This is a genomic window from Paraburkholderia sp. WC7.3g, from assembly GCF_050436345.1.
Classification (GTDB): Bacteria; Pseudomonadota; Gammaproteobacteria; order Burkholderiales; family Burkholderiaceae; genus Paraburkholderia; species Paraburkholderia podalyriae.
Map to the genome: position 1 here is coordinate 885,145 of NZ_JBNDMA010000001.1, position 25,913 is coordinate 911,057.

At 61.9% G+C, this 25,913-nt stretch carries 18 protein-coding genes and 1 pseudogene; 9 read left to right on the forward strand and 10 right to left on the reverse strand.

Annotation, left to right across the window (positions count from 1 at the left end; all coding sequences use genetic code 11):
- Positions 1–14: 14 nt before the first annotated feature.
- From OKW43_RS04135 to OKW43_RS04150, 4 genes are all read left to right on the forward strand, one after another.
- Positions 15–1,490 carry an efflux transporter outer membrane subunit gene (locus tag OKW43_RS04135; protein ID WP_429445446.1) on the forward strand — a complete coding sequence of 492 codons (1,476 nt, stop codon included), beginning with the start codon at positions 15–17 and terminating at the stop codon, positions 1,488–1,490.
- Positions 1,487–2,698 (forward strand): efflux RND transporter periplasmic adaptor subunit, encoded by a 1,212-nt coding sequence (locus OKW43_RS04140; protein ID WP_187633442.1) that lies wholly within the window; start codon positions 1,487–1,489, stop codon positions 2,696–2,698. The genes OKW43_RS04135 and OKW43_RS04140 overlap by 4 nt, the downstream gene beginning before the upstream one ends.
- On the forward strand, positions 2,695–5,808 hold the full coding sequence (locus OKW43_RS04145; RefSeq protein WP_429445448.1) for an efflux RND transporter permease subunit: 3,114 nt from the start codon (positions 2,695–2,697) through the stop codon (positions 5,806–5,808). Before OKW43_RS04140 ends, OKW43_RS04145 begins: the two co-directional genes overlap by 4 nt.
- A gap of 339 nt (positions 5,809–6,147) precedes the next feature.
- Positions 6,148–7,593, forward strand: coding sequence for a DEAD/DEAH box helicase (locus OKW43_RS04150; RefSeq protein ID WP_429445450.1), 1,446 nt, complete (start codon positions 6,148–6,150; stop codon positions 7,591–7,593).
- Positions 7,594–7,981: 388 nt separating this feature from the next.
- Here OKW43_RS04150 and tnpC read toward each other — a convergent pair.
- From tnpC to OKW43_RS04175, 5 genes and pseudogenes are all read right to left on the reverse strand, one after another.
- Positions 7,982–9,623, reverse strand: a pseudogene (tnpC, locus tag OKW43_RS04155) (IS66 family transposase).
- 90 nt (positions 9,624–9,713) lie between these two features.
- Positions 9,714–10,067, reverse strand: a complete 354-nt coding sequence (gene tnpB, locus OKW43_RS04160; protein WP_429445452.1) for an IS66 family insertion sequence element accessory protein TnpB — start codon at positions 10,065–10,067, stop codon at positions 9,714–9,716.
- On the reverse strand, positions 10,067–10,525 hold the full coding sequence (gene tnpA, locus OKW43_RS04165; RefSeq protein WP_429445454.1) for an IS66-like element accessory protein TnpA: 459 nt from the start codon (positions 10,523–10,525) through the stop codon (positions 10,067–10,069). Before tnpA ends, tnpB begins: the two co-directional genes overlap by 1 nt.
- Before the next feature lie 73 nt (positions 10,526–10,598).
- Positions 10,599–11,063 (reverse strand): amidohydrolase family protein, encoded by a 465-nt coding sequence (locus OKW43_RS04170; protein ID WP_429445456.1) that lies wholly within the window; start codon positions 11,061–11,063, stop codon positions 10,599–10,601.
- A 123-nt stretch (positions 11,064–11,186) separates the two neighbouring features.
- Positions 11,187–11,501 carry an amidohydrolase family protein gene (locus OKW43_RS04175; RefSeq protein WP_312892516.1) on the reverse strand — a complete coding sequence of 105 codons (315 nt, stop codon included), beginning with the start codon at positions 11,499–11,501 and terminating at the stop codon, positions 11,187–11,189.
- Positions 11,502–11,668: 167 nt separating this feature from the next.
- On the opposite strand from OKW43_RS04175, the gene OKW43_RS04180 reads away from it, so the two are divergent.
- The 5 genes from OKW43_RS04180 to OKW43_RS04200 all read left to right on the forward strand — a co-directional run bounded on the left by OKW43_RS04180 (position 11,669) and on the right by OKW43_RS04200 (position 17,991).
- Entirely contained in the window at positions 11,669–12,751 is a 1,083-nt protein-coding gene (locus tag OKW43_RS04180) for an IS630 family transposase (RefSeq protein ID WP_429445458.1), read from the forward strand.
- A gap of 84 nt (positions 12,752–12,835) precedes the next feature.
- Positions 12,836–13,522, forward strand: coding sequence for a (2Fe-2S)-binding protein (locus OKW43_RS04185; protein WP_429445460.1), 687 nt, complete (start codon positions 12,836–12,838; stop codon positions 13,520–13,522).
- Positions 13,519–14,529 (forward strand): FAD binding domain-containing protein, encoded by a 1,011-nt coding sequence (locus tag OKW43_RS04190; RefSeq protein WP_429445462.1) that lies wholly within the window; start codon positions 13,519–13,521, stop codon positions 14,527–14,529. Before OKW43_RS04185 ends, OKW43_RS04190 begins: the two co-directional genes overlap by 4 nt.
- Complete coding sequence (locus tag OKW43_RS04195) at positions 14,526–16,667, forward strand: xanthine dehydrogenase family protein molybdopterin-binding subunit (RefSeq protein ID WP_429445464.1); 2,142 nt, start codon at positions 14,526–14,528, stop codon at positions 16,665–16,667. Before OKW43_RS04190 ends, OKW43_RS04195 begins: the two co-directional genes overlap by 4 nt.
- Positions 16,668–17,094: 427 nt before the next feature.
- Positions 17,095–17,991, forward strand: coding sequence for an alpha/beta fold hydrolase (locus OKW43_RS04200; RefSeq protein WP_187633448.1), 897 nt, complete (start codon positions 17,095–17,097; stop codon positions 17,989–17,991).
- Positions 17,992–18,272: 281 nt separating this feature from the next.
- Here OKW43_RS04200 and OKW43_RS04205 read toward each other — a convergent pair whose 3' ends face one another.
- From OKW43_RS04205 to OKW43_RS04225, 5 genes are read right to left on the reverse strand one after another with little or no spacing between them, the layout of a single operon-like run.
- Complete coding sequence (locus tag OKW43_RS04205) at positions 18,273–20,294, reverse strand: sigma-54-dependent Fis family transcriptional regulator (protein ID WP_187633449.1); 2,022 nt, start codon at positions 20,292–20,294, stop codon at positions 18,273–18,275.
- Between the two features lie 15 nt (positions 20,295–20,309).
- The gene (locus OKW43_RS04210) at positions 20,310–20,576 is read right to left on the reverse strand and encodes a hypothetical protein (RefSeq protein ID WP_187633450.1); all 267 of its coding nucleotides are present in this window, start codon (positions 20,574–20,576) and stop codon (positions 20,310–20,312) included.
- A 60-nt stretch (positions 20,577–20,636) separates the two neighbouring features.
- Positions 20,637–21,143, reverse strand: a complete 507-nt coding sequence (locus OKW43_RS04215) for an acetone carboxylase subunit gamma (RefSeq protein WP_187633451.1) — start codon at positions 21,141–21,143, stop codon at positions 20,637–20,639.
- 43 nt (positions 21,144–21,186) lie between these two features.
- Positions 21,187–23,511 carry a hydantoinase B/oxoprolinase family protein gene (locus OKW43_RS04220; RefSeq protein WP_187633452.1) on the reverse strand — a complete coding sequence of 775 codons (2,325 nt, stop codon included), beginning with the start codon at positions 23,509–23,511 and terminating at the stop codon, positions 21,187–21,189.
- Positions 23,512–23,521: 10 nt separating this feature from the next.
- Positions 23,522–25,669: a hydantoinase/oxoprolinase family protein gene (locus OKW43_RS04225; protein ID WP_187633453.1), complete on the reverse strand. Its 2,148-nt coding sequence runs from the start codon at positions 25,667–25,669 to the stop codon at positions 23,522–23,524.
- Positions 25,670–25,913 lie beyond the last annotated feature (244 nt).

A 25,913-nucleotide genomic window follows, 5' to 3' on the forward strand; every position in this document is an offset into this window, starting at 1 on the left:
GTTAGGGTTCTCCCATGTCAGGGCTGTCCCGTTCCGCGCAGACGTCGCGCACCGTGAGTCCTCCCGTCCTTTCCTGCGTGCGCGCCGCCTTATATGCGCTCGGCCTCGCGGCGCTCGCCGGCTGCTCGCTTGTGCCTGTCTATCAACGGCCGGGCGCGCCGCTGGCGCAATCCTTCGACGGGGCGGCCGGTGGGTCGCTCGCCGCTACCGTGCCAGTCAGAAGCGGCTGGTGGCGCGAGTATCACGACCCCGCGCTCGACGCGCTGATCGATCGCAGCCTGCGCAACAACTTCACGCTAGCGTCCGCGATTGCGAGCGTCGAACAGGCGCGCGGCAACGCCGAGCGAGCCGGTGCGCCGCAGTATCCGTCGCTATCGCTCGGCGCCAGCTTCGATCGCAGCCATCAGGGACGTGGCTCGACCACGAAGACCCAGAGCCTGTTCGCTGAAGCCAGTTACGAGGTGGACTTCTGGGGCTTCAACGCCGCCAACGCCAGCGCCGCCGACCTGCTCGCGCGCGCCTCCGGCTTCGATCGCGACACGGTGGCGCTGACGCTGACCGCATCGGTCACCGACACGTATTTTCAGGTGCAGAGCCTGCGCCGCCGGCTCGCGATTGCGCGTTCCATTTCCGACGATGCCGCGCGCGTTCTGCAACTGCTGCTCGCGCAACAGCAGGCGGGCGTCGCGACCGAATTGCAGGTGCAGCAGCAGCGCAACGCGCTCGCCACCTTCCAGGCCGCCGTGCCGGCGCTGCAACAGCAGCTCGATACCGACATCCATGCGCTCGCGGTGCTGGCCGGCACCACGCCCGAACAATTCACGGTCAGCGATGCCGCGCTCGCCGACATCCCGATTCCCCAACCGCGCCCCAATCTGCCCGCGAGCCTGCTGGAAACGCGCCCCGACATCCGTTCGAAGGAGGCGCAGTTGCAGTCGGCGAATCAGAGTGTCGGCGCGGCGCGCGCGGCCTTTCTGCCGAACATCGTGCTGACCGCGGACGGCGGGCTGAGCAGCAAGTCGCTGTCGCATTTCCTGTCGAGCCCGTTCGCCAGTCTCGCCACCTCGCTGGCGGCGCCAATCCTCGACGGCGGCGCGCTGCGTGGCCAGTTGCACGCGAGCCAGGCGGCCGAAGCGAAGGGCGTCGCGGATTACCGGCAAGCCGTCATAACCGCGCTGCAGGACGTGGAGGACTCGCTCACGGCGGCGCAACAGCAGCAGCTCGCGGAAGCCGCCGACCAGAACGCCGCCGACGCCGCCCGCAAAGCCGCCACGCTCGCGCAAGCCCAGTACAAGCTCGGCACCGTCGACTTTCTGACCGTGCTCGATACGCAACGCACGCTGTATCAGTCCGAAGACACGCTGGTGCAGGCGCGGCTCGCGCGCCTGCAGGCGTCCGTGAGCCTGTTTCGCGCGTTCGGCGGCGGTTTCGGCGTGACCAACGATAGCGACAGCAGCAGCGCCCCCCCTTCTATGGCTTCCAGCTCATGAAATCCGCAGATCTTCCGAACCATGAAGCGCCGCGTGCGCGCCGGCGCGTCCTTCTCGCCGCAGCGTTCGTCATCCTTATCGTGATTCTCGGGGCGTCGAGCTGGCCGAAGCATCGGGCTGCCAAGCCGGCCGCCGCCGTGCCGGTCAATGCCGGCCATCCGGTGAGCCGCGACTTCCCGATTCGCGTCGCCGCGGTGGGCACGGTGCTCGCGCTCAATACCGTGGACGTCAAAGTACGTGTCGACGGCCAGTTGCAGCACGTCGCCTTCACCGAAGGACAGGACGTCAAAGCCGGCCAGTTGCTCGCGCAACTCGATCAGGGACCGCTCACCGCCCAGTTGCATCAAGCGCAAGCGGCGCAGCGCAAAGACCAGGCATCGCTCGATAACGCGCGCCTCGACCTCGCACGCTACTCGAAACTGGTCGGCATCGGCGCGGCGACGACTCAGGCGGTGGACACCGCGAAGGCGCAAGTCGAGGCCCTCGCCGCGACGGTCGCAGCGGACGCCGCGCTGGTGCAGAGCGACCGGCTGCAACTGGGCTTCACCACGCTCGCCGCGCCGTTCACCGGACGCGTCGGCGCACGCGAGGCCGATATCGGCGCGATCGTTCATCCGACTGACACGACCGGTATCGTCACCGTCACGCAGATGGAGCCGATCACGGTGCTGTTCTCCGTGCCGCAGGACGTGCTGCCTGAACTGCTCGCGAATCAGGCGAAAGCGCCGCTCGCGGTGAACGTGACCTCGCGTTCCGGCAGCACGCCGCTCGCCGACGGCACGCTGGTGTTCATCGACAGCGCGGTCGATCCTACGACCGGCCAGATCAGGCTCAAGGCTTCGTTCACCAACCAGGACCGCAAGCTGTGGCCCGGCGAACTGGTGAATGCGCGCGTGCTGGTGCGCACCGATACGCAGCGGCTCGCGGTGCCGAGCCGCGCGGTGGTGAACTCGCAGAACGGCACGCAGCTCTATGTGATCGCCGCGAACGGCACCGCGCAGATGCGCCCGGTGCAAACCGGGGTCACCGTTGATGGCATGACGGAGATACGCAGCGGCATCGCGCCCGCGGATCTCGTCGTGTTCGACGGCCAAAGCCGCTTGAACCCGGGCGTGCCGGTGGCGGCGACCACGGTGGCGGCGGTTGCCAAGGCGCCGGCCAACGCAAACTCGGCGGGCAGCCAGACTGATCAGGATAATCCGTCATGAGCCTCATGGAACTGTTCATCAAGCGGCGCATCGCGACAAGTTTTCTGGCGATCGCGGTGCTGCTGGTCGGCGCGGTGGCGTATTTTCTGCTGCCGGTCGCGCCGCTGCCGCAGGTCGATTTTCCGACCATTCAGGTCGTCGCCAAGTTGCCCGGCGCGAGCGCGGAAACCATGGCGACCTCGGTGGCGACACCACTGGAGCGGCAACTTTCGCTGATTGCGGGCGTGACACAGATGACGTCGTCGAGCTCGCTCGGCAACACCAGCATTGCCGTGCAATTCGATCTCTCGCGCGACATCAATGGCGCGGCGCAGGATGTGCAGACGGCGATCAACGCAGCCGGCGGCACGTTGCCGAAGAACCTGCCGAACCCGCCGACCTATCAGAAGGTCAACCCGGCCGACTTCACGTTGCTGTCACTGGCGCTGACGTCGCCATCGCTCACGCTCACGCAACTCGACAGCTACGCCGAAGACTATCTGGCGCAACAGATCTCGCAGATGCCCGGCGTCGGTCTGGTTGATTTCCACGGCCAGCAGCGGCCCGCAGTGCGCATCCAGCTCGATCCGGACAAGCTCACCGCACGCGGCCTGACGCTGGAAGATGTGCGCTCGATCGTCGGCGTGCAGACGGTCAATGCACCGAAGGGTAGCCTGAACGGCCCGGATCGCTCGGTGATCTTCAACGCGACCGACCAGATCACGACCGCCTCGCAGTATCGCGATCTGGTGGTGGCATACAAGAACGGCGCGCCGATTCGCGTGTCCGATCTTGGCACCGTGCTGAACGCCGCCGAGGACAACCAGCAGGCCGCATGGCTTCAGCACGAACGCGCGATCATCCTCGACATTCACAAGCAGCCGGGCTACAACGTCGTGCAGACGATCGCCAACATCACGGCGAAGCTGCCCGCGCTCGAAGCGATGCTGCCCGCGGCCGCGCATCTGCATGTGGTGGGCGATCGCACGCAAACCATCAACGCGTCGGTGCACGACGTGCAGTTCACGCTGATGCTGACGATCGCGCTCGTCGTCATGGTGATCTTCTCGTTCCTGCGCAACGTATGGGCGACCATCATTCCGAGCCTGACGATTCCGCTGTCGTTGATCGCCACGTTCGGTGTCATGTATCTGCTCGGCTATAGCCTCGACAATCTGTCGCTGATGGGCTTGACCATCGCGGTAGGCTTCGTGGTGGACGATGCGATCGTGGTGATCGAAAACGTCATGCGGCATATCGAAGAGGGCGTGCCGAGAATGAAGGCCGCCTTGCTTGGCGCGATGGAAGTGCGCTTCACGATCATTTCGATGACCATCTCGCTGATCGCCGTGTTCATCCCGATCCTGTTGATGGGCGGCATCGTCGGCCGGCTGTTCCGCGAATTCGCAGTGACGGTGAGCGCCGCGATAGTGATGTCGGCGCTGGTATCGCTGACCGTCACGCCGATGCTGTGCGGCTGGCTGATCCGTTTGCCCGAGCCGGATGGCGGCGGCCGGACGCGCAGGCTCGAAGCATGGCTCGAAGCCGTCTTTAGCGCAGTAGAGCGGCGCTACGAACGTGGCCTCGACTGGGTGCTGGACCGCCAGAAGCTGATGCTGGCTGTCACGGTGGCGACGATTGTCGCGACCGGCGCGTTATTCGTCGCGATCCCCAAGGGATTTTTCCCGCAGGAGGACTCCGGTCTGATCATGGGCGTCGCGCAGGCCGCGCCGGATATCTCGCCCCGCTCGATGTCGCAGAAGATGCAGCAGGTGGGCCATATCATCGAGGCCGACCCCGCCGTCGACAACGTTTACTACTGGATGGGTCCTAACCCGACCGTGAGCCAGGGGCGCGTCATGATCAACCTGAAGGCATTCGGCCAGCGCAAGGACAGTGCCCCGCAGGTGCTCAACCGTTTGAAGCCGCAGCTGGCAAAGGTGATGGGCATTTCGCTGTCGATGCAGGTTCGTCAGGATATTCAGGTGGGCGGCCGTATCAGCGCTGCGCAGTATCAGTACACGTTGCAGGACCCCGATATCAATGAGTTGAATCACTGGGCGGGCGTCCTGACCGATCGCCTGTCGAAGCTGCCGCAACTGGCCGACGTCACGTCCGACCAGCAGGCCGCCGCTACCAGCGCAACACTCGTGATCGATCGCAGCACCGCTTCGCGCTTCGGCATCACCGCGCAAGCCATCGACGACACGCTTTACGATGCATTCGGCCAGCGGCAGATTGCGACGCTGTTCACGCAGTTGAATCAGTACCACGTCGTCGAAGAAGTGGACCCGCGCTTTCAATTGACGACGGATGCACTGGCGCATCTCTACGTGCGTTCGCCGCTCACGAACGAACTGGTGCCGCTCGACACGCTCGCCAGGATCGAGAACAACGTGTCGCCAATTTCGGTGAATCACCAGGGCTTGTTCCCGGCCGTGACGATCTCGTTCAATCTGGCGCCGGGTCAGTCGCTTGGCAATGCGGTCACGGCGATCCACCAGGCCGAAGTCGCGGCAGGCAAGCCCGATAGCCTGACGGGCTCCTTCCAGGGCACAGCGCAGGCGTTCCAGGCGTCGCTCGCCAGCGAACCGTATCTGATCGCCGCGGCGCTCGTGGTGGTCTATCTGATTCTCGGCATCCTGTACGAAAGCGCGATTCATCCGCTCACCATCATTTCGACGCTGCCCTCGGCGGGCGTGGGCGCCTTGCTCGCGTTGATGCTATGTGGGCAGGATCTGTCGATCATGGGGATGATCGGCATCATCCTGCTGATCGGTATCGTGAAGAAGAACGCGATCATGATGATCGACTTCGCACTGGTGGCCGAGCGCGAACAAGGCATGTCGCCGCGCGAGGCGATCCGGCAGGCCTGTGTGCTGCGCTTCCGTCCGATCATGATGACGACGCTCGCCGCGCTGTTCGGCGCGCTGCCGCTCGCGCTCGGCCATGGCGCCGGTGCGGAGTTGCGCGTGCCGCTCGGCATAGCGATTGTCGGCGGACTGATTGTTTCGCAAATGCTGACGTTGTTCACGACGCCGGTCGTGCACCTGTGGTTTGACCGTCTGTCGCATTGGCTGGCTGATCGGCGCGCGACGGGCAGTGTGGTCGAGCGGGAGGCCGTCGGTTGACTGCCTTCTGCCTGCCTGGGGGCTTTTCTTCTTTGTCGCCATGGAAGCCGCGGCCGTGCGCTGAATTTCCTGAGCTAACGATTAGTACACTTTTGCCCCGTCTCGTGTACGAGCGGCCGCTTGCCTACCACAGAGCGGACACTGTCCACAACCGCGCGACGGGCAGTTGAGGGTCGGTTTCGGGCGACCGCGTCGGATCGATAGGACTTATTCGTCACACGCTGGATTCCGACCGCCATCCATCGACCGACGGTGGCCACGAAACGTTCGGGCGTCTAACTCCTCCATTGCCGCCCAACTCTAACCGCTAGAATTGCGGTTTCAGCCCGGAATACGCCCATGTCTTTTGCCTCGCTTGGCCTGACCGATCTCTTGCTGCGTAATGTGAAGGACCTCAATTACCAGACACCTACGCCGGTGCAGGTCAAGGCGATTCCTGCTGTGCTCAGTGGCAAGGACGTCATGGCTGCGGCACAGACCGGCACTGGCAAAACGGCGGGTTTTGCGCTGCCGCTGTTGCAACGGCTGGTGCAACACGGCCCGGCGGTGTCCAGCAACCGCGCCCGCGTTCTGGTGCTGGTGCCCACGCGTGAACTGGCCGAACAAGTGCTGCAAAGCTTTATCGATTACGGCAAAGGGCTCGACTTGCGATTTCTGGCCGCCTACGGCGGTGTGAGTATCAACCCGCAGATGATGACGTTGCGTAAAGGCGTGGATGTGCTCGTTGCCACGCCGGGCCGTTTGCTGGATCTCAATCGCCAGAACGCAGTGCAGTTTGATCAGGTACAAACGCTGGTGCTGGATGAAGCCGACCGCATGCTGGATCTAGGCTTTGAGCGCGAACTCAACGCCGTCTTTGCTGCCTTGCCCGCTCAGCGCCAGACCCTACTGTTCTCTGCCACGTTTACCGATGATATCCGCGCCATGGCGGCGGGCATTCTGCGCGGCCCGGTCAATATCAGCGTCAGCCCGCCCAATGCCGCGGCCAGCAAGATCAAGCAGTGGGTGGTGCCGGTGGATAAAAGGAACAAGCCTGACCTCTTCATGCACCTTGTGGCTGAGTACAACTGGAAGCACGCGCTGGTGTTCGTCAAAACCCGCAATGGCGCGGATTACCTGGCGGCGATGCTGGATGACGCGGGCTATGCGGTCGACACCATCCACGGCGACAAGCCACAACCCGCGCGCCTGCGTGCGCTGGAGCGCTTCAAGACGGGCGAAGTACATATGCTGGTAGCCACCGATGTGGCTGCGCGCGGGCTGGATATCGACAGTCTGCCGCTGGTGATCAACGTTGATCTGCCGATCGTGGCGCAAGACTATGTGCACCGTATTGGCCGTACCGGCCGCGCGGGCGCCAGCGGCGTGGCGGTGTCCCTTGTGTGTGCCGATGAAGCGCCGCAACTGGCCGCGATTGAAGCGCTGATCCGGCAAACGCTGCCCCGTGAAGAAGAGCCGGGTTTTGAAGCCGAACACCGCGTGCCGCAAACTAGCGCGACGGGCCAGATCATCAAGAAACCCAAAAAGCCTAAGAAGCCGAAAGTGCCGCAAGCTGCGCCGGGCGCCCTGCAGGGGCTCAGCAAAAAGCCGCGCCCGCAAAGTGGCGAAAACAAACGCAAGCCTGCGGCGCAGCGCGCTGTGGCCGCGGGTAAAGGTACAAGCTTGTCCAGCGGTAGCCCATTCAGCGTGCAAAAGCCACGCAGCAAACCCGCCGGCAAGCCAGCTGCGGGTTCACGTAAGCCGGCTGGCAAACCCGCTGGTGGCCGCGGCAAACGCCAACCCTGATCCGTGGGGATGAGTAACGCCAGCCCTGGAACAGGCTGGCGGTTTGCGGCCCGCTGGCAGGCAGCGGCGCGGCACGGGCGTGCATCAAGTCGGCGGGTAACGGCGCACTGATTCCAAACAGCTCCAGCTATCTACTGGATAAATGAAAATCGAATTCTCGGTGAAAGTGAAATTCGCTCTGACGACATTGTCACTAGTGAACATGCGATCAAGACGGTCGACGCCGACGCGAAGGTCAGCGTTGATTCGTGGCTGATGCGTGAAGAGTTGTAAGCGCGAGCTTTAGCACACCGAATGGAGAATTACTTGCAAGTGACGGTCGAGCGTAGCCGCATCACTGGTTGATGGAAGCGCGCGCAGTCACGATGACGGGCGCGTGGCCAGTACGTCAGCCTGTCTCTGCCTTGGCCTGCTGTTGCCGCGCATAATTGAACGGCAACAGGTCGGTGACGTCTGCATCGGGCGCACGCTGCGGCAGCTCCGTGAGTACATGCAGCAGGTAATCGTACGGCTCGACGCCGCAAGCCCGGCACGTCAGCACCAGGCTGTAGATCGTGGCGCTGGCCTTCGCGCCATCAACCGTGTCACTGAACAGCCACGATTTTCTCGAAGTGGCAAACGGCCTTACGTCGCGCTCGATCACATTGTTATCGATGGGGGCGCAACCATCAGTGACGTAGCGACTGAGATATTCCCACTGGTTGCGCGTATAGGCAATCGCCTTGCCGAGCAGGCTTTGCGGCGTCACCTTCGGCGCCAGTTCATCGAGCCACGCCTTGAAGGCCTCGAGCAGCGGCACGCTGTGTTTTTGCCGCAATTCGTATGTATAGTCCGCACGTGTCTGGCCGGCGGGCAGATCGCCTTTGGCCAGTGCCTCAACGCGGTATAGGGTTTGGAAGTACTCAAGCGCCTTCGCCACGCGAGCATTCGGCATCTTCTGCTTGCCAGAGTCCGTCTTTTTTGTAGCCGCCTTGTCCGCCTTGACGAACAGCCTGCGCGCGTGTGCCATGCATCCGAAGTGCGTTGCATTTTTAAGCGTGCGCCAGGCACTGTAACCGTCGCTCATCAGCATGCCACTGTAGTTGCCCAGAAACTTCTTCGGATGCTCTTGGCCGCGCCCCGGCTGGTACTCGAATAACACCACGGGCTCGGCGCAGTCCTGGGCACTGCGGTAGCACCACATGTAGCTCTTGCTCAACGCGGACCTGCCGGGCTCTTTGAGTACCTGAACTGTCGTTTCATCGCCGTGGATTAGTGGCTGCGACAGCAACGTTTTTATGTAGCGCATCGTACAGGCGGCTGTAGTGCAGTTCGCTGGGGCGAATGACCCAATGGGCGAGCGTGCCGCGACTCACCGGAATCTGCCAGCGTGCGAGCGCCTCCTGCATCCGGTACAACGGCATGCCGTCGACGTACTTCGCGATCGCGACCGTCGCGATCACCGATGCGTCCGCATGGCTACCCGGGATCGGCTGAATCGGCATCGGCGCAAGCATGACCGGAGTATGTTCGGCGTGCCGCTCGCAGTGTCGGCAGGCCCACTTGGAACGTACGTTTTTGCGGACTGTCCACTTGACCTCGACGTGCAACTGTTCGCTGACGTCCTCGCCGATGCGATGCATCGGATTGCCGCAACAGGGGCAGCCTCGCTGGTCCTCCGGCAGGTCGTATTCGACTGGTTCACGCGTCAGGTACGCCGGCAACGGCTTGCGTCCGGCCTTGCGTCGTTCAGGCTGGCTGGCCGATGGCAATCCGGTGTCGGGCAGCGCGGACTGGACTTCCTCATCGTTCTCGTCGCAGGGCTCGGTCCGTGCAATCTGCTCGGCTTCGTCGAACACACGATCCTTGCGTTTTTCGCTTTTCGGTGCGTAATGCTCGGCCTGCAGCAGGCGGACCTGTTCTTCAAGTTGCTCGACGCGCTGGTTCAGTTCGTCGATGTGTTTCGCGTCGTCGGCTACACGCGCTTCGAGCGCGTGGATATAGCCCTCGACGGCCCGGGGTACGTGCTTGAGGTCGAGTGCATTCTTCATGCGCTCCAGGGTAGCGAAGCGCGGCGCGTCGTAGGTTTACGTCAATTCGTTAAGGGCGCACTTCCCGTTGTTTACGTGCAACGCACCGGGCTAGCTGGCGTGCTGGTAATGGCGCACAGGATGACGGCGAAGCGCGTCGATGTCGATGCCATCGAGCAGCCAGTGAAGCTGCTGCGTCGTCAGTTCGATCACCTCCTCATGCCGTCGCGGCCAGACGAAACGGTCTTCCTCAAGCCGACGCAGCAGCAGCCAGAATCCGGTGCGATCGTACAGCAGGAGCTTGATGCGATCGCATTTGCGGTTGTGGAACGCATACACGGCGCGGGCGAGAGGGTCCATCTGCATCGAGTCCTCAATCAGGGCGGCAAGGGTATTGATGCCACAACGGAAGTCGATCGGCTCGCGGTAGAGGTAGACCCTCAGGTCATCGGCGAAGCGCAGCATCAGCGACTCCTCAACGCGTCGATCATCGCCGTGAGCAGCGCCGTATCCTGTTGGCCACATTCAAGTTCAAGACTCACCCCGTTAGGCAACTGCGCCACCAAGCGTGAGGGCAACGGCGGGCGGTGCGAGGGCCTCACTGCTTCGCGTCGCGTTGAGGCTGCCAAGGCTTCGGACGTCGCCGGTCCGGGAGGTGCGAGCTCTACGACCGGCACGAACGCCGGCACGTGAACGTCAAGGGGCTTCTCCGTGCGGCGGCACTCTCCGCGCTCGCGCTGGACCCATTTTCGCAACTGGTTGGCGTTCACGCCAGCCTTGAGAGCCAGCCCGGACACCGACACTCCTGGCCTTTGGCATGCCTCGATCAGCCGGCGCTTGTCCTCTGGATCAAAGCAGCGCCGGCCGCCTTCATCGATATGCGTGACTTTGAGAGGGAGGAAGTCAAGATCGTCTGGGGTCATGTTTGCGTCCGCAAGTTGTTGTTGCGGACACAAGCTTGACCCTCCTCAGCTGGGTTCGCCAGATGCGGAGGAATTACCGCTTACGAAGAGTTTCTTGTCGCTTTCGTCGATAAGGACTCACATCGGTTTCGATTGCATTGGGTGCAGGTGCCAAGCGGTAGGCACGTCGCGCGTTGGCGCCCAACACCTGACGCACCGCGTCTTCGCCATGTGATGCGATGAGGTCGAGTAAGAATCCGAACCACGCTCGGCCAGAACCCGCGCAGCGCACAACGGGCCAGTCGCTACTCCAAATGGTGCGCTCTACGCCGAACACATCGAGCACCTGCGTCGCCCAAGGTTCCAGTTCAGAAAGACGCGTGCCCGGCGCCGCTTCGTTCCATAGCCCCGAGAGCTTGCAGTAGACCGACGCATGCGTCGCCAATGCCGCGAGCCCATTGATCCATGCATCACGGTCGCGTGTGGACGAGATGACCGGCTTGGCGGCGTGGTCGATAACCACGGTCAGCTCGGGGCGGCTCTCGATCAGGTCAAGCATCGCCGGTAATCAGCGCATCGAAAGTCAACCTGGCCTGCGCCATCGCCGTCAGCGCCCTATCCGCGAACGGCTTGCGGATCCACGCAGCATCGGGCAGATCCTGCAGCATCGGGCGCAGCCCCACTAGCCGCGGATGCCCGGCCAATCCGGCGATACGCTCCGCAGCGTCGGGTTGCTCGAAGTCGACCCAGCCGACGACACCGGCGACGAGATCGGGACGAGATCGGGACGAGATGCCGCACATTCAAGCAAAAACGATGTTTCGGCCTCGGTTGGCACGGCCTGCACGACGATGCCAGCCCCGACGCCGAGTGGCCCGAACTCACGCTGCCAATCGTCCACGCCGAAGTCGCGATAGATCGCGGTCAACTCGGGGGTGAGCCATGCGTAGTCACCGCGGGAGATATCCCAGACGTGAAAATGCGCATCGATGTACATCAGCCGATCCCCTCATATGATTACGGATACGTTAGCGACCCGGCTCGCCGCGGCGCGCGAAGCGCGAACCCGCCCTGCCAATCCCGCGCTAGTGTTCCGTCCCAGAAATAACTTTGCATAAATCCAGATTATTTCTATGATCGAGTCACGGTGTGTAGGAGGCGTTCATGGGACGCAAAGGAATCGAGGTTGTCGTATCCGAGCTGGAGCGAGAACAATTGCTATCAATGAGCCGCTCGCGTTCACTGCCTCACTCTCTGGTCCGCCGGGCAAAGATTGTCTTGATGGCCGCTGACGGTCATACGAGTCAGGAAATTGCAACGCAGTGCGAAGTGACGCCGCCGGCGATCACGCACTGGAAGAAGCGGTTTGTCGCGCAGGGGCTTGCCGGCCTGCATGATGAAGCCCGTCCAGGCCGGCCTCGCACGCATGACGATGAAGCGGTAGCGGAACTGCTGGCGAGGATACTGCATGAGAAGCCGGACGGTGCAACGCACTGGAGCGTGCGGTCCGCTGCTGCGCAGACAGGGATTTCGAAGAGTTCGGTGGCCCGATATCTGTCGTTGTTCGGTGTACAGCCCCATCGTTCAAAAAGCTTCAGGCTGTCTAACGATCCCTACTTCATAGAGAAGGTGCGCGATATTGTCGGGCTGTACCTGAGCCCGCCGACCAATGCCCTGGTGCTGTGCGTCGATGAGAAGAGCCAGTGCCAGGCGCTGGAGCGTACGCAGCCGATGTTGCCGATGGGGCTGGGCTATCTCGAGGGAGTGACGCATGATTACGTCCGGCATGGCACCACTACTCTGTTCGCCGCGCTCAATTCGGCGACGGGTGAAGTCATTGCGCAATGTAAGCCGCGCCACCGACATCAGGAATTCCTGGCGTTTCTCAAGCATGTGGACCAGGCGGTGCCTGCCGATCTCGATGTGCATCTGATCGTCGACAACTACGCGACACACAAGCATCCGAAGGTCAGGGCGTGGCTGACAAGGCATACGCGCTACCACATGCACTTCACGCCGACCTACTCAAGCTGGCTGAACCAGGTTGAACGCTGGTTTGGCCTGATTACGCAGCAGGCGATTCGTCGAGGGTCGTTCAAGAACGTGCGCCAACTCGTTACCGGCATTGAGCGGTATATCGAGCAGTACAACCAACACGGCCGGCCGTTCGTATGGACCGCGACTGCCGATTCAATTCTGCAGAAAGTGGCTCGGCTATGCAAAGTTATTTCTGGGACGGAACACTAGGACCTGGGACCTGGGGCCTCAATCAGCATCAGGTCGAAATCGGCTCACCTAATCCTGGCCCGCTTGCAAGTGTCGAGCGAGTGCATGCGAGCAGCTCGCCGTTGCACTGCCAGCCGGATCGATTCTTGGGAGACGGTGCGGAAGCAGGAGGGATATCGTCCCTTGATATCGACTCCATATGGTCTATATACAAGCAGAGTGATTGTTGAAACCGGCAAGGAATTGGGAATGGACGACGCTACTTTCGGGGAGCAATCAGGTCCAAATGGAGACGCCGGGCTGCATTGGTCAAGCAGCGTCACGGTGGCGATGCGTGTGAACGGCCAGCCGCGGGCCGCAACGGTGAACCCGCGCGTCACGCTGCTGGACTGGTTGCGCGAAGAGTCGGGTCTCAGCGGCGCCAAGAAGGGCTGTAATGAAGGCGCATGCGGCACCTGCACCGTGCTGGTCGACGGCAAGCGGATGAACAGCTGTCTGACGCTCGTCGTGCAATGTGACGGCTGCGAGGTCACGACTGTCGAAGGTCTGGCCGCCTCCGACGGGACGCTGCATCCGGTACAGCAGGCATTTATCGAGCACGATGCCTTTCAGTGCGGCTATTGCACGCCCGGGCAAATCGTCTCCGCGGTCGCCTGCATCGCTGAAGGGCACGCGACCGATGAGGCGAGCGTTCGCGAATGGATGAGCGGCAATCTGTGCCGCTGCTCTTGCTATCCGCAGATCACGGCGGCCGTGCTCGATGCCGCCGGCGCGGCCGGAGACGAACGATGAAAAACTTCGAATACGCGCGTGGCGCAACCGCGCAGCAGGTAGTCGCGTCGCTGGCGGCGGGCAACGTGGCGATCATCGCGGGCGGTACGGAGCTGCTCAACTGGATGCGGCTCGGCATCGCAGCGCCCGATCGCGTCATCGATGTCGGTGGACTCACAGGTCTCGTTCGTATTGTGCGCGAGCGTGACGATCTGGTGATCGGCGCGCTGACGGACCTGAACGTGATCGGTGAAGACGCGCTTGTCGGCGCCCACGCGAGCGCGCTGGCTCAAGCCTGTCTGCTCGCCGCCTCGGCGCAGGTGCGCAACCGCGCGACGCTCGGCGGCAATGTGATGCAAAAGACGCGATGCGCTTATTTTCGTTCGGAAGCGCCGTTGCCATGGGGCTGCAACAAGCGCAATCCCGGGTCGGGCTGCCCCGCGCGCAATGGCATCAACGAACGGCATGCAATCTTTGGCTGGACCGATGCATGCGTCGCGATTCAACCGTCCGATCCGGCTGTGGCACTGGCTTGTCTGGATGCGACAGCTGAGGTCATCGGGCCGAACGGCGTTCGAATGATCAAGATGACGGAGTTCCACCTGACGCAGCAGGAAGCGGCCGGCATGGGCGGCGATGCCGCCCGCCTCGAGACGAGACTGGCTGCCGACGAAGTGATCGTCTCCTTTCACATACCCATCCGCGCGGACGCACGATCCGCCTACGTAAAAGTCCGCGAGCGCGCGAGCTACGAATATGCGCTGGTCTCGGCAGCCGCATCCGTGGAGCTCGATCGGGATCGCATTGTGTCGGCGCGCATTGCACTTGGCTCGGTGGCGCAACGCCCGTGGCGCCTTCCAGCCGCGGAGGTGTCGCTGGCCGGGCAGGCGCCGACCAAGGAAGTGGTCACGCCGATTGTCTACGCGGCAATGAGCGACGCCCGGCCGCTCGCTCACAATGGTTACAAGGTGACGATGGCGCGCACTGCCGCGGTGCGTGCGTTACTGACGGCAGCAGGGCGATCATGAGCATCGGCACGGCGGTCTCCCGCGTGGAAGGTCAGGCGAAGGTCACGGGACAGGCGAAATTCGCGGCTGACAACACGCCGCCCGGCACGCTTCATGCAGCGTTGGTCGGCGCGCCCGTCGCGTCGGGCCGGCTGATCGACGTGGATGCCACCGCGGCCCTTACCTTACCGGGTGTGGTGCGGGTGCTTACCGCGCACGATATGCCGCGATTCGGTGCGGTTCAGCCGCCTGCGGCGGTGCTCGCACTGCCGTTGCAAAACGACGCGATCCGGTACGAAGGCGAGCCGGTCGCAATCGTGCTTGCGGAATCCATCGAGGCGGCGGAAGCCGGCCGCGATGCCGTGCTTGTGCGTTGCGAGCGCGACGACCCCATCCTTCCCGGCGCCGCGACGCGCGAGCCGCCGCCCGAGCCACGCATGCTCGGCGACGATCTGGAGATGGGCGACGTCGATGCGATTCTCGGAACCACACAGGCAAGCGTGGCGGCGACGTATATTCAAGCCGCGCGTCACCACAATGCGATGGAGACATCGGGCACCGTTGCGCGATTCGAGCACGGCAAGCTCACGCTGTGGGATGCGGTTCAGGCGAGCGAGAATGTGCCGCTTGTCATAGCCGCGGCACTCGGCATGAGGCCGGACGACATTCACGTGATCGCACCGCACACGGGCGGCGGGTTCGGCTCGAAGGGATATGTGTGGCCGCATCAGATTCTTGCTGCCGCCGCGGCACGCGTCGCGGGGCGGCCCGTGAAGCTTCATCTGCGGCGTCACGATCAGTTCGTCTGCGTCGGCTATCAGCCGTGGATGGAACAGGACATCAAGCTTGCGGCAACGGCCGACGGCCGGCTCAGCGCCATCGATCACGAAATCGTCAATTCGAGCGCGATTGCGGACACGCATCTGGAGCCCGCAAGCGAAGCAAGCAAGACGCTTTATGCGTCGCCCGCCATTCGCACTAAGCAGTGGCTGGAGCGGCGCAACATCAACGTGCCCACGCCAATGCGCGCGCCGGTGGAAGGTCCGGGGCTATGGGCGCTCGAAAGCGCGATGGACGAACTCGCCGTGGCGCTGAAGATCGATCCGCTCGATCTACGACTGGCGAACTACGCCGAGGTCGATCCGCATACGAACAAGCCTTGGTCGTCAAAAAAGCTTCGCGACGCATATGAGGAAGGCGCGCGCCTTTATGGCTGGCGCACGCGCGGCGAGACGCCACGACGAGACGGAGCGTGGCGCATCGGACATGGGATGGCGACGAGCTCGATGGGCAATTTCCGCTTTCCCGGCGGGGCGCGCGTGCGCCTGAGGTCCGACGGCACGGCGCTGATCGAGGCGAACACGCACGATATCGGCACCGGCACGCAGACGGTCTTTTGCCAGATCGCGGCCGAAGAGCTGGGCTTGCCGATGGAGAACGTGTCGATTGTGTGGGGCGATACCAACCTTCACCCGGCGAGTCCCGTCTATGGATCGAGCGCCACGGGCAGTACGGGAAGCGCGATCGCACTGGCTTGCCGGGAAATAAACGCGAAGCTCGATGCGCTCGGCGGGAAAGACGTTCGCGCGAGCCTGCGGCGGGCCAATCTACCGGAGATGGTCGCGGACGGTGCGTTCACGCTTCCGGGTGGCGCCGGCTTCAGCGCGGACGGCGACGGTACGCCATACGCGATGCGGACGTGGGGTGCGATCTTTGTCGAAGTAGGCGTCGATCCCGAGCTTGGCCTCGTGCGCTTGCGCCGGGCGGTGGGTGCCTATTCCGCGGGCCGGATTATCAATCCGAAAACGGCGCGAAGCCAGATGACGGGCGCGATCATCTGGGGTTGGGGCAAGGCGACGATGGAAGAAAGCGTGCAGGAGCCAAATACCGGTGGCTGGCTCGCGAAGAATCTGTCGAACGTGGCGGTCCCGGTGAATGCGGACATTCCGCTCGATATCAAGATCCACTTCGTCAGTGAGTATGATCCGCATGCAAGTGCGATCGGTACCCGCGGCATCGGAGAACTCGGCGCGACCGGCGTGGATGCCGCAGTGGCCGCAGCCGTCTACGACGCCATTGGCTTGCGTGTGCGCGACCTGCCCATTTTGCCGGGCAAGATACTGGAAGGCCTTTCGAGTCAGCACGCCGCTGCGGGGTAGCAATGCGGCTCGGTCGTGAGTTGAATGCTCAGGACAGACGGCACCACAGTGTTGCGCGCCTTTCGCACCGCGACGTGCTCTATGTCGCGTCGACGGCCGACAAGACGGTGCTCGCGATTTTTGGCGCTGCGTCAGCGACAGAACGCGATGAAGGTTCACGGATTGGCCAGGCCAAGCGCCCCGTGAGCCCCTACCGCTCCAAAAACTGAACGACAGCATGTCACCTCGCCTCGCACCCCGCGGATTTCGAAATTCCAGCGGGACGCGATTCAGATCAGTGACGAACTACGCGATTTCAGGCATCAGTATCGCGCGTCGTTTCTCCGCTGGGCGAACCAGGCGACGCGGGAAACCGGTTACCGTTAAACGACTGCCGCCAGGGATTGCACCATAACGATAATGTTTATATCTCTCGAAGGGCCTCGCCATGTTTGATGGATTCGAAGCCGTTACCGTCGATACTGGTGAATCAAAGATTTTTTTACGGACCTCGGGATCTGGAGTTCCATTACTACTTCTTCATGGCTTTCCTGAGACACATCTGATGTGGAGGGAGGTTGCATCACTGTTGGCCAAACAATACACAATCGTTTGTCCAGACCTTCGTGGTTACGGTAATAGTGGTTGCCCGAACTCGTCTTTCAACCATGAGCCGTACAGCAAGCGAGCCTTGGCTCGCGATATGATCAACGTGATGCGGCAGATCGGGCACGATCACTTCTCAGTTGCCGGGCATGATCGAGGCGCACGGGTTGGACACAGAATGGCGCTCGATTTCCCTGATCAGATCCTCCATTTTGCAGCGTTCGATATATTGCCGACCGAGGTGATGTGGGATAACGCAGATGCAAGATTCGCCTTATCGTTTTGGCCGTGGTCGCTGCTGTCACAACCATCGCCGCTTCCGGAGCGGCTCATTTCAGCCGCGCCTGAAGCTGTCGTGAACGATGCTCTGGATTGCTGGGGGACAAAGGGCGAAACATTTTCGCAGGAGGTACGAGAAGCATATGTCGACGCTTTACGCGACCCAGTGCGGGTCCATGCGATTTGTGAAGAGTATCGAGCAGCGGCAACTATCGATCGTGAACATGATCGTAGTGATATCGCTTCCGGCAAAAAGATCATGTGCCCTTTGCTAGTCGTATGGAGCAAACATGGAGGCATTGAGTCTTGGTACCAGGAGCACGGTGGACCTCTTGAACTATGGCGAAAGTTTGCGCACACGGTTCAAGGTCACGCCATTGATGGTGGGCATTTCTTCCCGGAAGAACTCCCAACTGAAACAGCAAGCATTCTTCACGAGTTCATATCGAAGAGCGCCTGACGTTGGGTATTTTATCAGTGGCCCATGTCGGGGGTATTCCAAGGCACGAGTACCGGGTAATCGTCGGCGCTCGTCGCGAGTAGGAGACGCTGGAATAGCCAGGACAAGTACAGATACGGGTCGGTGCTTTGGCCTTACAGGTGTCGACGAGCGAATAGAGATTCTCGCTTGGCATCGTTAAGCTCTTCTCGCGTTTGCAAGCCGCGCGCAGCGATCCACTCTCGAAGCGCCGGGGTGCTTTACGAAGCCAGCTTCGCCCGTCGGCCATGCGGCCGGACCTCCTAACGGCCCTGGTCCCGGATTTCAACTAGCGTTCGATCCAGGCCATATTTCCTGAGCTTCTGGTACAGCGTGCTCTTCGCAATACCCAACTGCTTTGCTGCCGAGGTCAGGTTTCCGCGAGAGATGGCGATCGCGCTGCGAATTGCCCCCTGCTCCGACGCTTCCATCGTGCCCGAGCCGCCGGGGGAGAAAGGCTCATCGCAACCGGCGCGGATCGGCTCGTCTCTCTCGCGCAGCTCCGGTGGCAGATCAGCGAGCGTAAGGACCTCTGAGCCTGCCGTAAGAATCATACTTTCCACCACGTTATGAAGCTCCCGGACGTTCCCCGGCCATGAATACGCACAGAGCGCCACAACCACTTCATCGTCCACCGCCGGGCAAGCCCGGCCAAGCTCCGTCGCAAACTTCCGGACCAGATACTCCGTGAGGCGGCGAATGTCCCCCGGCCGGTCGCGCAGCGGCGGAATACGGATACTGGTCACCGCGACGCGATAGAAGAAGTCCATTCGAAAGCGCCCTTCTGAGACCTCCTTTCTCAAGTCGCGATTGGTCGCCGCAACGAGACGAAAGGTCACCTTCCTCGGGGCGTTTTCGCCGAGCCGATAAATCTCCCCCTGTTCCAGCACGCGCAGGAAATGTGGCTGCAGATCTACCGGCATTTCGCCGATTTCGTCGAGAAACAAGGTTCCGCCATTGGCTGCTTCGATCTTGCCAAGCGCGCCCCCTCGGCGTGCACCGGTGAAGGCGCCATCACCATAGCCGAATAGTTCACTGGCGAGTAGTTCGCGTGACAGGCCCCCGCAGTTGAGTGCAATAAAAGGCCCCTCCTTCGCCTGGCTCGCGTGATGGATTCCCTTGGCAAACAATTCCTTACCCACGCCAGTCTCGCCGAGCAACACAACTGGTGCATGTGAACGTGCTATCTGGCGGGCCTTGTCCACGGCATCGAGCAATGCCGGAGCTTCGCCCTGGATGCGTTCGAAGCCGGCCGTCGATCCACCCTCGGCGCCGCGACCGGATGCGCTGCTGACCCTGCGCGCAGTGCTGTGACGTTGTGCGAACGGCACGATCAGCAAGCTACCGATGCGCCTGCCATCGTCGATCACCGGCTCGATCCAGTCAGGCTGAATCCAGTGGGGGAGATCCGTCGTCACATTGGTAAGCGCAGAGTCGGCGGCAAGCGCCAGAATCCGTTTTGGCCGTGCGAGCGAAAGATCACCGCCGGCTGCCGCGATCGCAGCTTCGGCGTGCTCATTGACCTTGATCGGATAGCCGCCATGGTCGAACACCACGGCGCCGTCCGACGCAAGCATCGCGAGGCGCCTCATGCAGCGATCCAGCAACCGGTAGCGAAGCTCCATGGTCCGCGCAGCCAGACGACTCTCGATCCGGCTGGCTGCCGTGACGACCAGCGCCAGGCTGTGACGGTTGTAGGATTCGGACAGGCCGGACACGTCGATGACGCCGATAATCGTACCGTCGCGCGGGTCGCGGATCGCATTGGCCGAGCAGGTCCAGCGCTTGATGCCGGCGCAGAAGTGTTCGGCAGAATGGATCTGCACGGGCTGGCCGACCTCGATCGCCGTGCCAATCGCATTGGTGCCACAGATCATTTCGTTCCAGGACGCGCCGGGCAGCAGCTGAATCCCTCGCGCGGAAGCAATAGTAGCTGGGTCCCCCTCGAGATTCAGGATGGTGCCGGCCGGCTCGGCAAGCGCCATGACCGTTTCGGTTTGCGCAAGAAAGTCGCGTGCATCCGCCATCACTGGAGCACTCGCCTCGACTAGATCGCGGTGACTGCGTTGCAACGAATACAGTAGATGTTCGTCCAGCGGCGGCGGCGCATGGCCCAGCGTGGGATCCACTTGCCAATCGAGGCAGCGCTGCCATGATGTGTCAACGAGGTGCCGCACAACACTGTGCGGTGCTTCTCCGCCGCTCAGAAACCGTTCCCAGGCGGCCATGACAAACGCTTCGTCGCCAGGGTTTGAGAACATCTGCGTGGCATCCGGCATATCCATTACTTGTCTCCTTCTTCACGCCGCCTTATACCGCACCGCAACATGACGGATGCGGCCGACTCGTGCCAGAAGATGGGCAAGATCGATGCCATCGCGAGAACGCCGAAAGAGGAAGCTCAGCGCACCGCCGAACGTTTGATTTCCGGACCATGGCTCCACGGGACCGTTCGATTTTCGAATGGTCAGATTGAGCCGCTCGCAGGCGGGCAGAGTCCACTCGTTGCGGCGCATCAAACAACGTGCGGGCTGTGAGAAAGCCACACAGCGGCGGCGCCATTCCATGGAATGGCGCCGCCCGCGGGGGAGTACCGGGCGCGAGACAACTGCGCCCTGAGCCATGCGCTAGTCAGCGCGCTCGGGAACCGGCAACTGCAGCCAGTCCTTGTAGAACGCCTCAATGTCCGGCTCGAAATCGTGAATCACCGGATACCACGGCGTCGGCGCTTCGACGTCGTGCATGGTTGCGCAACTCGGACAGTAATACTCGCGGTAGACCTGCCACTGGGTGTCCGGCGCCATGAGCTTCGGATAGACTTCGAGCATGGCCTCCTCTGTGTCGCGCACATAGACATTGGCATACAGTTTCCAGTTTTCGCGGTAGTCGCAGAACTCATGGCCGCAGTCGCATTTGACCAGCCAGTGTTTGCTCTTCGCGGCCTGCACGATATGCAGGTGTGGTCCAAGCGGCAAGACTATCTTGTCGGGCCACGAGACTTTCCCCTGCAACACTTCGAGATACTGGCTAAAGCGCTCATGATCCTTCGGCATGGACAACATGCGTACGGTCGTATCCCAGTCGAGTCGTCCATCGACCAGATTGCCGACCTGTTCCTTCGTGTAAGCAGACATTTCGCTACTCCTTGATTTGCTTCGATATCGATACCGGCATGGATTACTCTTCGACCTGAACCACCGTGGTCACGTCGGGCAGCAACGAGAGATCCATCCGGTATTTCGAGCCGTAGGACGGCACATCCAGTTCTGCCTCGGTCATGTTCCAGTCGGCAGGCAGGTCCCAGAACTTCCGGAAGTCGTTGAGGAATTTCTGCGACAACCCGAAGCTGGTCGCGAACATGTGACGTACCGGGCGCGATGCATGTTTGGTGAGGACGCGTTCACGCTCTTCCTTCATCCATTCCCGCGTCGGCAACGAGCGGGCAAGCCGCTCCTTGCGGATTTCGCCACGGCGCTTCAGCGTCTGTTGCGCATTGACCGTCCAGATCCCCGTTGCGTCCTGCGACAACACCGCGCCATATACCTTCTCGGCAAACTCCGGGAGCAGAAAACCGTTGTTGAGGTCTTTTGCAATGGCTTCTATCTCCCGATCGAGTGGATCACCAAAGCCCGGACCTCCGCGCAGGTAATTGAGGTACAAGTCATGGTTCTCGTAGCAATCCTCCGTCGTCATGCATTGCTTGTCGCGCTTGACCTTGGAAGTCGCGTCGATATGCCGCTCGTAGTCCGGTTCGTCGGGATTCGTGTCGCCGCCGAGGGGCAGCGAGAGTCCCTGCGCGATTCGCTCCTTCAGGCCCGTCTTGTGCGCCTCGAACCGGTAGCCGGTGGCAGACGGATAGCCGCCCATGAACCCCCAGTCACTGTTCATGTAGCCATTGCCCATGAAGAACATGGTCCAGTCCTGGGCCTTCCAGACCATGCGCAGCGTTTCGAAGCCACACCCGCCGCGGTACTTGCCATAGCCACCGGAATTGGCTTTGACGTTGCGCCCGAGATAAAGCAACGGTTCGGCCATCTCCCAGATCTCGATGTCGCCCATGTCGCCTTCCGGGTTCCAGATCGCGGCGGCGTGATTGAGACCGTCCCTGATGGCGCCGGCGCCCGTGCCACACGAAGAGGCCTCGAAGCTGTTGACCGCGTGCACCTCACCGTCCTGGTTGATGCCGCCGCCTTGCAGCCAGTTCGATGTATTGGCGTTGCCGGCGTTGACTTCTTCCAGATAGCCACGGCTGAAGTACGCCTGGCCGAGCCCCCGCCACATGGCACTCCACCCCGATACCAGGAAGTGCCATGCATAGGCGTGCCCGGTGCGGCGATCGTCCGGGTTCATCCATGTGCCCTTCGGCAGGCGGAACTCCGTGCCGAAGTAGGCGCCGTCGTTGATGCGCTGTGTCGGCACCAGGGTCTGGGTCATCATGACCCAGATGCCACTCGTGAACGCCACGTGGTGGGCGTTATAGGTGTGCCATCCCCAGCGGCTCGCGCCTTCGAAATCGAGCCGCCATGTGGCGTCGGCCCTGATCGTCATTTCGACCGGCGAGTGCATGATGGTGTCGATCTTGGCAAAGGCCGAGGGCGTCTGGATATCTTCGTGGGCGTAGGGCACATCCACAAATGCGACCTTCCGGTATTTGCCCGGCAGCGTCATTGCCTTGATGCGGCTTTGCAAGCCACGACGGCCCTCTTCGATGACCTCATAGCTGAACTTCTCGTAGGCTTCCAGCCCCTCGGTGGCTATGATCTCTTCGACCATGTCGCGGATCATGTGACAACCGGCGATCCGGGTGCGCTCGTCGAGGATCCAGTATTTCGGCGTGCGCACCGAACGCTGGCTTTCGTGCAGCCAGTCGCGCAGCGGCTGGTCGTTTACGCCGGTCTTGCGGCAGGTGATCTGGTAGCCATCGCCGAAGCGTTGGACCTGACCCGTCGACATGGAACCCGGCGTCACCGCACCGGTGTCGATCACATGCGTCACCCCGCCTACCCAGCCGATGAGCTTGCCGGCCCAGAAAATCGGCACGATCGTCGCAATATCGCAAGGGTGAACGTTGCCGATCGAGCAATCGTTATTGGTGAACATGTCCCCGGGATTGATGCCCGGGTTGTCCTCCCAATTGTTCTCGATCATGTACTTGATCGCGGCGCCCATCGTGCCGACGTGGATGATGATGCCGGTCGAAGTCAGCACGCAGTCGCCGACCGCGTTGTACAGCGTGAAGCATAGTTCCCCTTCCTGCTCGACGATCGGCGAAGCAGCGATCTTCTTCGCGGTTTCGCGAGCATGCACCAGACCGCCGCGGATCTTGGAGAACAGCTTCTCGTAGCCGATCGGGTCCTTCTCGCGCAACTCGAGCCGCGCGAGCCCGTTGTAATGGCCCGTCTTGCTGGTGCGCTCCATGATCTCGGCGCGGTATGCTTTCAGGGTCTTGCCGTTGGCGAGCAGTTCGGGATGGCCGACTTCCTTGGATGACATGAGGTTCATTTTCGTCTCCTTACTTCACTTCTTGCAGATGGAACAGACGGTGCTTGTCGAGCGTGGTTTCGAACCCATCAGGCACGACGAAGGTGGTGGAGGCGGACTCGATGATGGCCGGCCCCACGATATGGTTGCCCGCCATGAGCGACTCCATCTGCCAGATGTCGGCTTCGACCCACGTCTTGTGGCGATAGAACGGGCGCTTGCCGAGATACGCAGACTTGGGCGGTGTTGCGCCAGCCTCCGGATCCTCGGGCAGTACGGGCTTCTGCGTGGCGACAAGGCCGCGCATGATGGCGCCAGTGGCACTGAAGCCGAGTTCCGGTGAGCGGGCGGAACTTGCGTACACTCGCGAGTAGGTCTCCTCGAACGCGTCGGTAATCTTCTTCCAGTCAGCGGCGGAGGCAGCACCACTGATTGGCGAAGTAATCTCGAGGTCGTTCAGTTGTCCCATGTATTGCATCCGGTAGCCGGGCAGCAAGGTGATGTCTTCCAGCTTGAAGCCGTTGATGACGAACTCCTCGACGACCTTGTCGGCCAATTCCTTCCACGCTTCCTGGATGACCGAGCAGGCCGCCGCTTTCTGTTCGTCGGGCGCGTCCGGCGCGACCGCGATATCCACGCTCTTGTCGTAGCGGTACTCGAAGTCGGCGCATGCGCAGCCGAACGCAGAGAATCCGGCGGCCCATGCAGGGACGATCACGTCCTTGAAGCCCAGGCCTTCCGTATATCCGTAGGTATGCACAGGTCCAGCCCCGCCGTACGAGAAGCACACGAACTCGGTGGGGTTGTAACCCTTCGCGCTGATGTTGGCGCGCAGGTATTCGTGCAGGCTCAGATCGAGCAGTTCGATCACGCCTGCAGCGGCATCCTCCACCGAGAGGCCAAGCGGATCGGCGATCTGTGCCTTGATGTGTTGCCGTGCCCGCTCGACGTCGAGCTTGATCGCGCCGCCGAGGAAGTTGTGGGGGTTCAGATAACCAAGCACCACATGGCAGTCGGACACCGATACCGTATCGAGTCCGCTTTCCGGCCAGCATGTACCCACGCGATAACCCGCGCTATCGGGCCCGAGCTTGATGGAACCGCTATAGGGATCGAGCCGTACAAAGCTGCCGGCACCCGCGCCCACCGAATCCATCGCTACCAACGGCAGCGACAGCACGAGACGGGCCATGTCCGGATCGGAGGCAATCGCAAAGTTGCCCTTGGTGATCAGCGCCATGTCGAAACTGGTCCCGCCGATATCGCTGCATGCGATGTTCTCGTAGCCCAGTCTTTCGCCAAGCAGCCGCGAGCCGATCACTCCCCCGATCGGACCGGAGACAATCGTGCGGGCGAGCTCTTTGGCCTTCCAGCTGATCGTCCCGCCGTGTGTGGCCATCACCCGCAGATCGAACTTCGCGCCGTGCTTCCTGAAACGGTCGCTGACCTTCTTCAGTGTCTGCCGTGACGGTTCAGCCGCGTAGGCTTCGAGAATGGTAGTGTTCGTCCGGTGGCTTTCCTTGCGCGACGGGTAGTAGTCGACGGACGCGAAGACCGGCATGTCCACGCCGATTTTCTTCAGTTCATCGCGGCAGACATCGCGAGCGCGCTTTTCGCTCGACTCATTCTTGTGGGACTGCAGCAGACAGATTGCAATCGCCTTCGATCCGGCGTTCACGAGCTCGCGCGTCGCCTTGCGCACTTCGTCTTCGCGCAGGGGGATCACGATTTCACCCTGAACATCGGTGCGTTCTGTCACCCCCCGGGTGCGCGAAAGCGGGACCAGCGGTTCGTCGTAGCGATGGGTGTTGAGGTGAATCCGTTCTTCCAGCGCGTAGCCGAGATAACTCTGGATGGCCCGTCCCATGGAGTGAATCTGTTCGAAGCCTCGATTGCAGATGAGTCCGACATCCAAACCCTTGCGCTGAACCACGCGATTAAGCATCGCCGTACCGGAATAGACGCATGTGACCAGTTCGGGATACACCTCATCGACCTCACGGCCCCACTGGGCCAGCGCATCATGCGACGACTCCAGAATCGCCAACGACTCGTCTGCGGGATTGCTTTGGGCCTTACCAACCACAAAACGTCCATCCGAGCGCACGAAGAAGGTATCGGTCATCGTGCCGCCGGCATCGATGCCCAGTACCTGGACGTGTGAAAGTTGCTGTTCCATTAGTGTCTCCAGCTCTCCTTGATTGAACATCGCCTCGACGGGGAGGCGCGATGCGAAGCGGTTATTGCGATTCGCTTCGGAGGAGCTAAAGGCAAGGGATATGCCACTGACTGCCGAATCGGCGTCTTGTCGGCAAACTATTGAATGGAATGGCTTTGCGGGAAACTACCGGCATGCTCGCGGTGGACGAGACCGTCGCACAACGACCGGTTCCTGAACGGTCGGCCGTTTGGAGAGCGGAATT

Bases quoted from the DNA above. Each gene is read 5' to 3' on its own strand.
- OKW43_RS04135 (WP_429445446.1), top strand. From the start codon at position 15: ATGTCAGGGCTGTCCCGTTCCGCGCAGACGTCGCGCACCGTGAGTCCT.
- OKW43_RS04140 (WP_187633442.1), top strand. From the start codon at position 1,487: ATGAAATCCGCAGATCTTCCGAACCATGAAGCGCCGCGTGCGCGCCGG.
- OKW43_RS04145 (WP_429445448.1), top strand. From the start codon at position 2,695: ATGAGCCTCATGGAACTGTTCATCAAGCGGCGCATCGCGACAAGTTTT.
- OKW43_RS04150 (WP_429445450.1), top strand. From the start codon at position 6,148: ATGTCTTTTGCCTCGCTTGGCCTGACCGATCTCTTGCTGCGTAATGTG.
- tnpB (WP_429445452.1), bottom strand. From the start codon at position 10,067: ATGCTGCGCTTCGCCGATGACCTGAGGGTCTACCTCTACCGCGAGCCG.
- tnpA (WP_429445454.1), bottom strand. From the start codon at position 10,525: ATGACCCCAGACGATCTTGACTTCCTCCCTCTCAAAGTCACGCATATC.
- OKW43_RS04170 (WP_429445456.1), bottom strand. From the start codon at position 11,063: ATGCTTGACCTGATCGAGAGCCGCCCCGAGCTGACCGTGGTTATCGAC.
- OKW43_RS04175 (WP_312892516.1), bottom strand. From the start codon at position 11,501: ATGTACATCGATGCGCATTTTCACGTCTGGGATATCTCCCGCGGTGAC.
- OKW43_RS04180 (WP_429445458.1), top strand. From the start codon at position 11,669: ATGGGACGCAAAGGAATCGAGGTTGTCGTATCCGAGCTGGAGCGAGAA.
- OKW43_RS04185 (WP_429445460.1), top strand. From the start codon at position 12,836: ATGCGAGCAGCTCGCCGTTGCACTGCCAGCCGGATCGATTCTTGGGAG.
- OKW43_RS04190 (WP_429445462.1), top strand. From the start codon at position 13,519: ATGAAAAACTTCGAATACGCGCGTGGCGCAACCGCGCAGCAGGTAGTC.
- OKW43_RS04195 (WP_429445464.1), top strand. From the start codon at position 14,526: ATGAGCATCGGCACGGCGGTCTCCCGCGTGGAAGGTCAGGCGAAGGTC.
- OKW43_RS04200 (WP_187633448.1), top strand. From the start codon at position 17,095: ATGTTTGATGGATTCGAAGCCGTTACCGTCGATACTGGTGAATCAAAG.
- OKW43_RS04205 (WP_187633449.1), bottom strand. From the start codon at position 20,294: ATGGATATGCCGGATGCCACGCAGATGTTCTCAAACCCTGGCGACGAA.
- OKW43_RS04210 (WP_187633450.1), bottom strand. From the start codon at position 20,576: ATGGAATGGCGCCGCCGCTGTGTGGCTTTCTCACAGCCCGCACGTTGT.
- OKW43_RS04215 (WP_187633451.1), bottom strand. From the start codon at position 21,143: ATGTCTGCTTACACGAAGGAACAGGTCGGCAATCTGGTCGATGGACGA.
- OKW43_RS04220 (WP_187633452.1), bottom strand. From the start codon at position 23,511: ATGAACCTCATGTCATCCAAGGAAGTCGGCCATCCCGAACTGCTCGCC.
- OKW43_RS04225 (WP_187633453.1), bottom strand. From the start codon at position 25,669: ATGGAACAGCAACTTTCACACGTCCAGGTACTGGGCATCGATGCCGGC.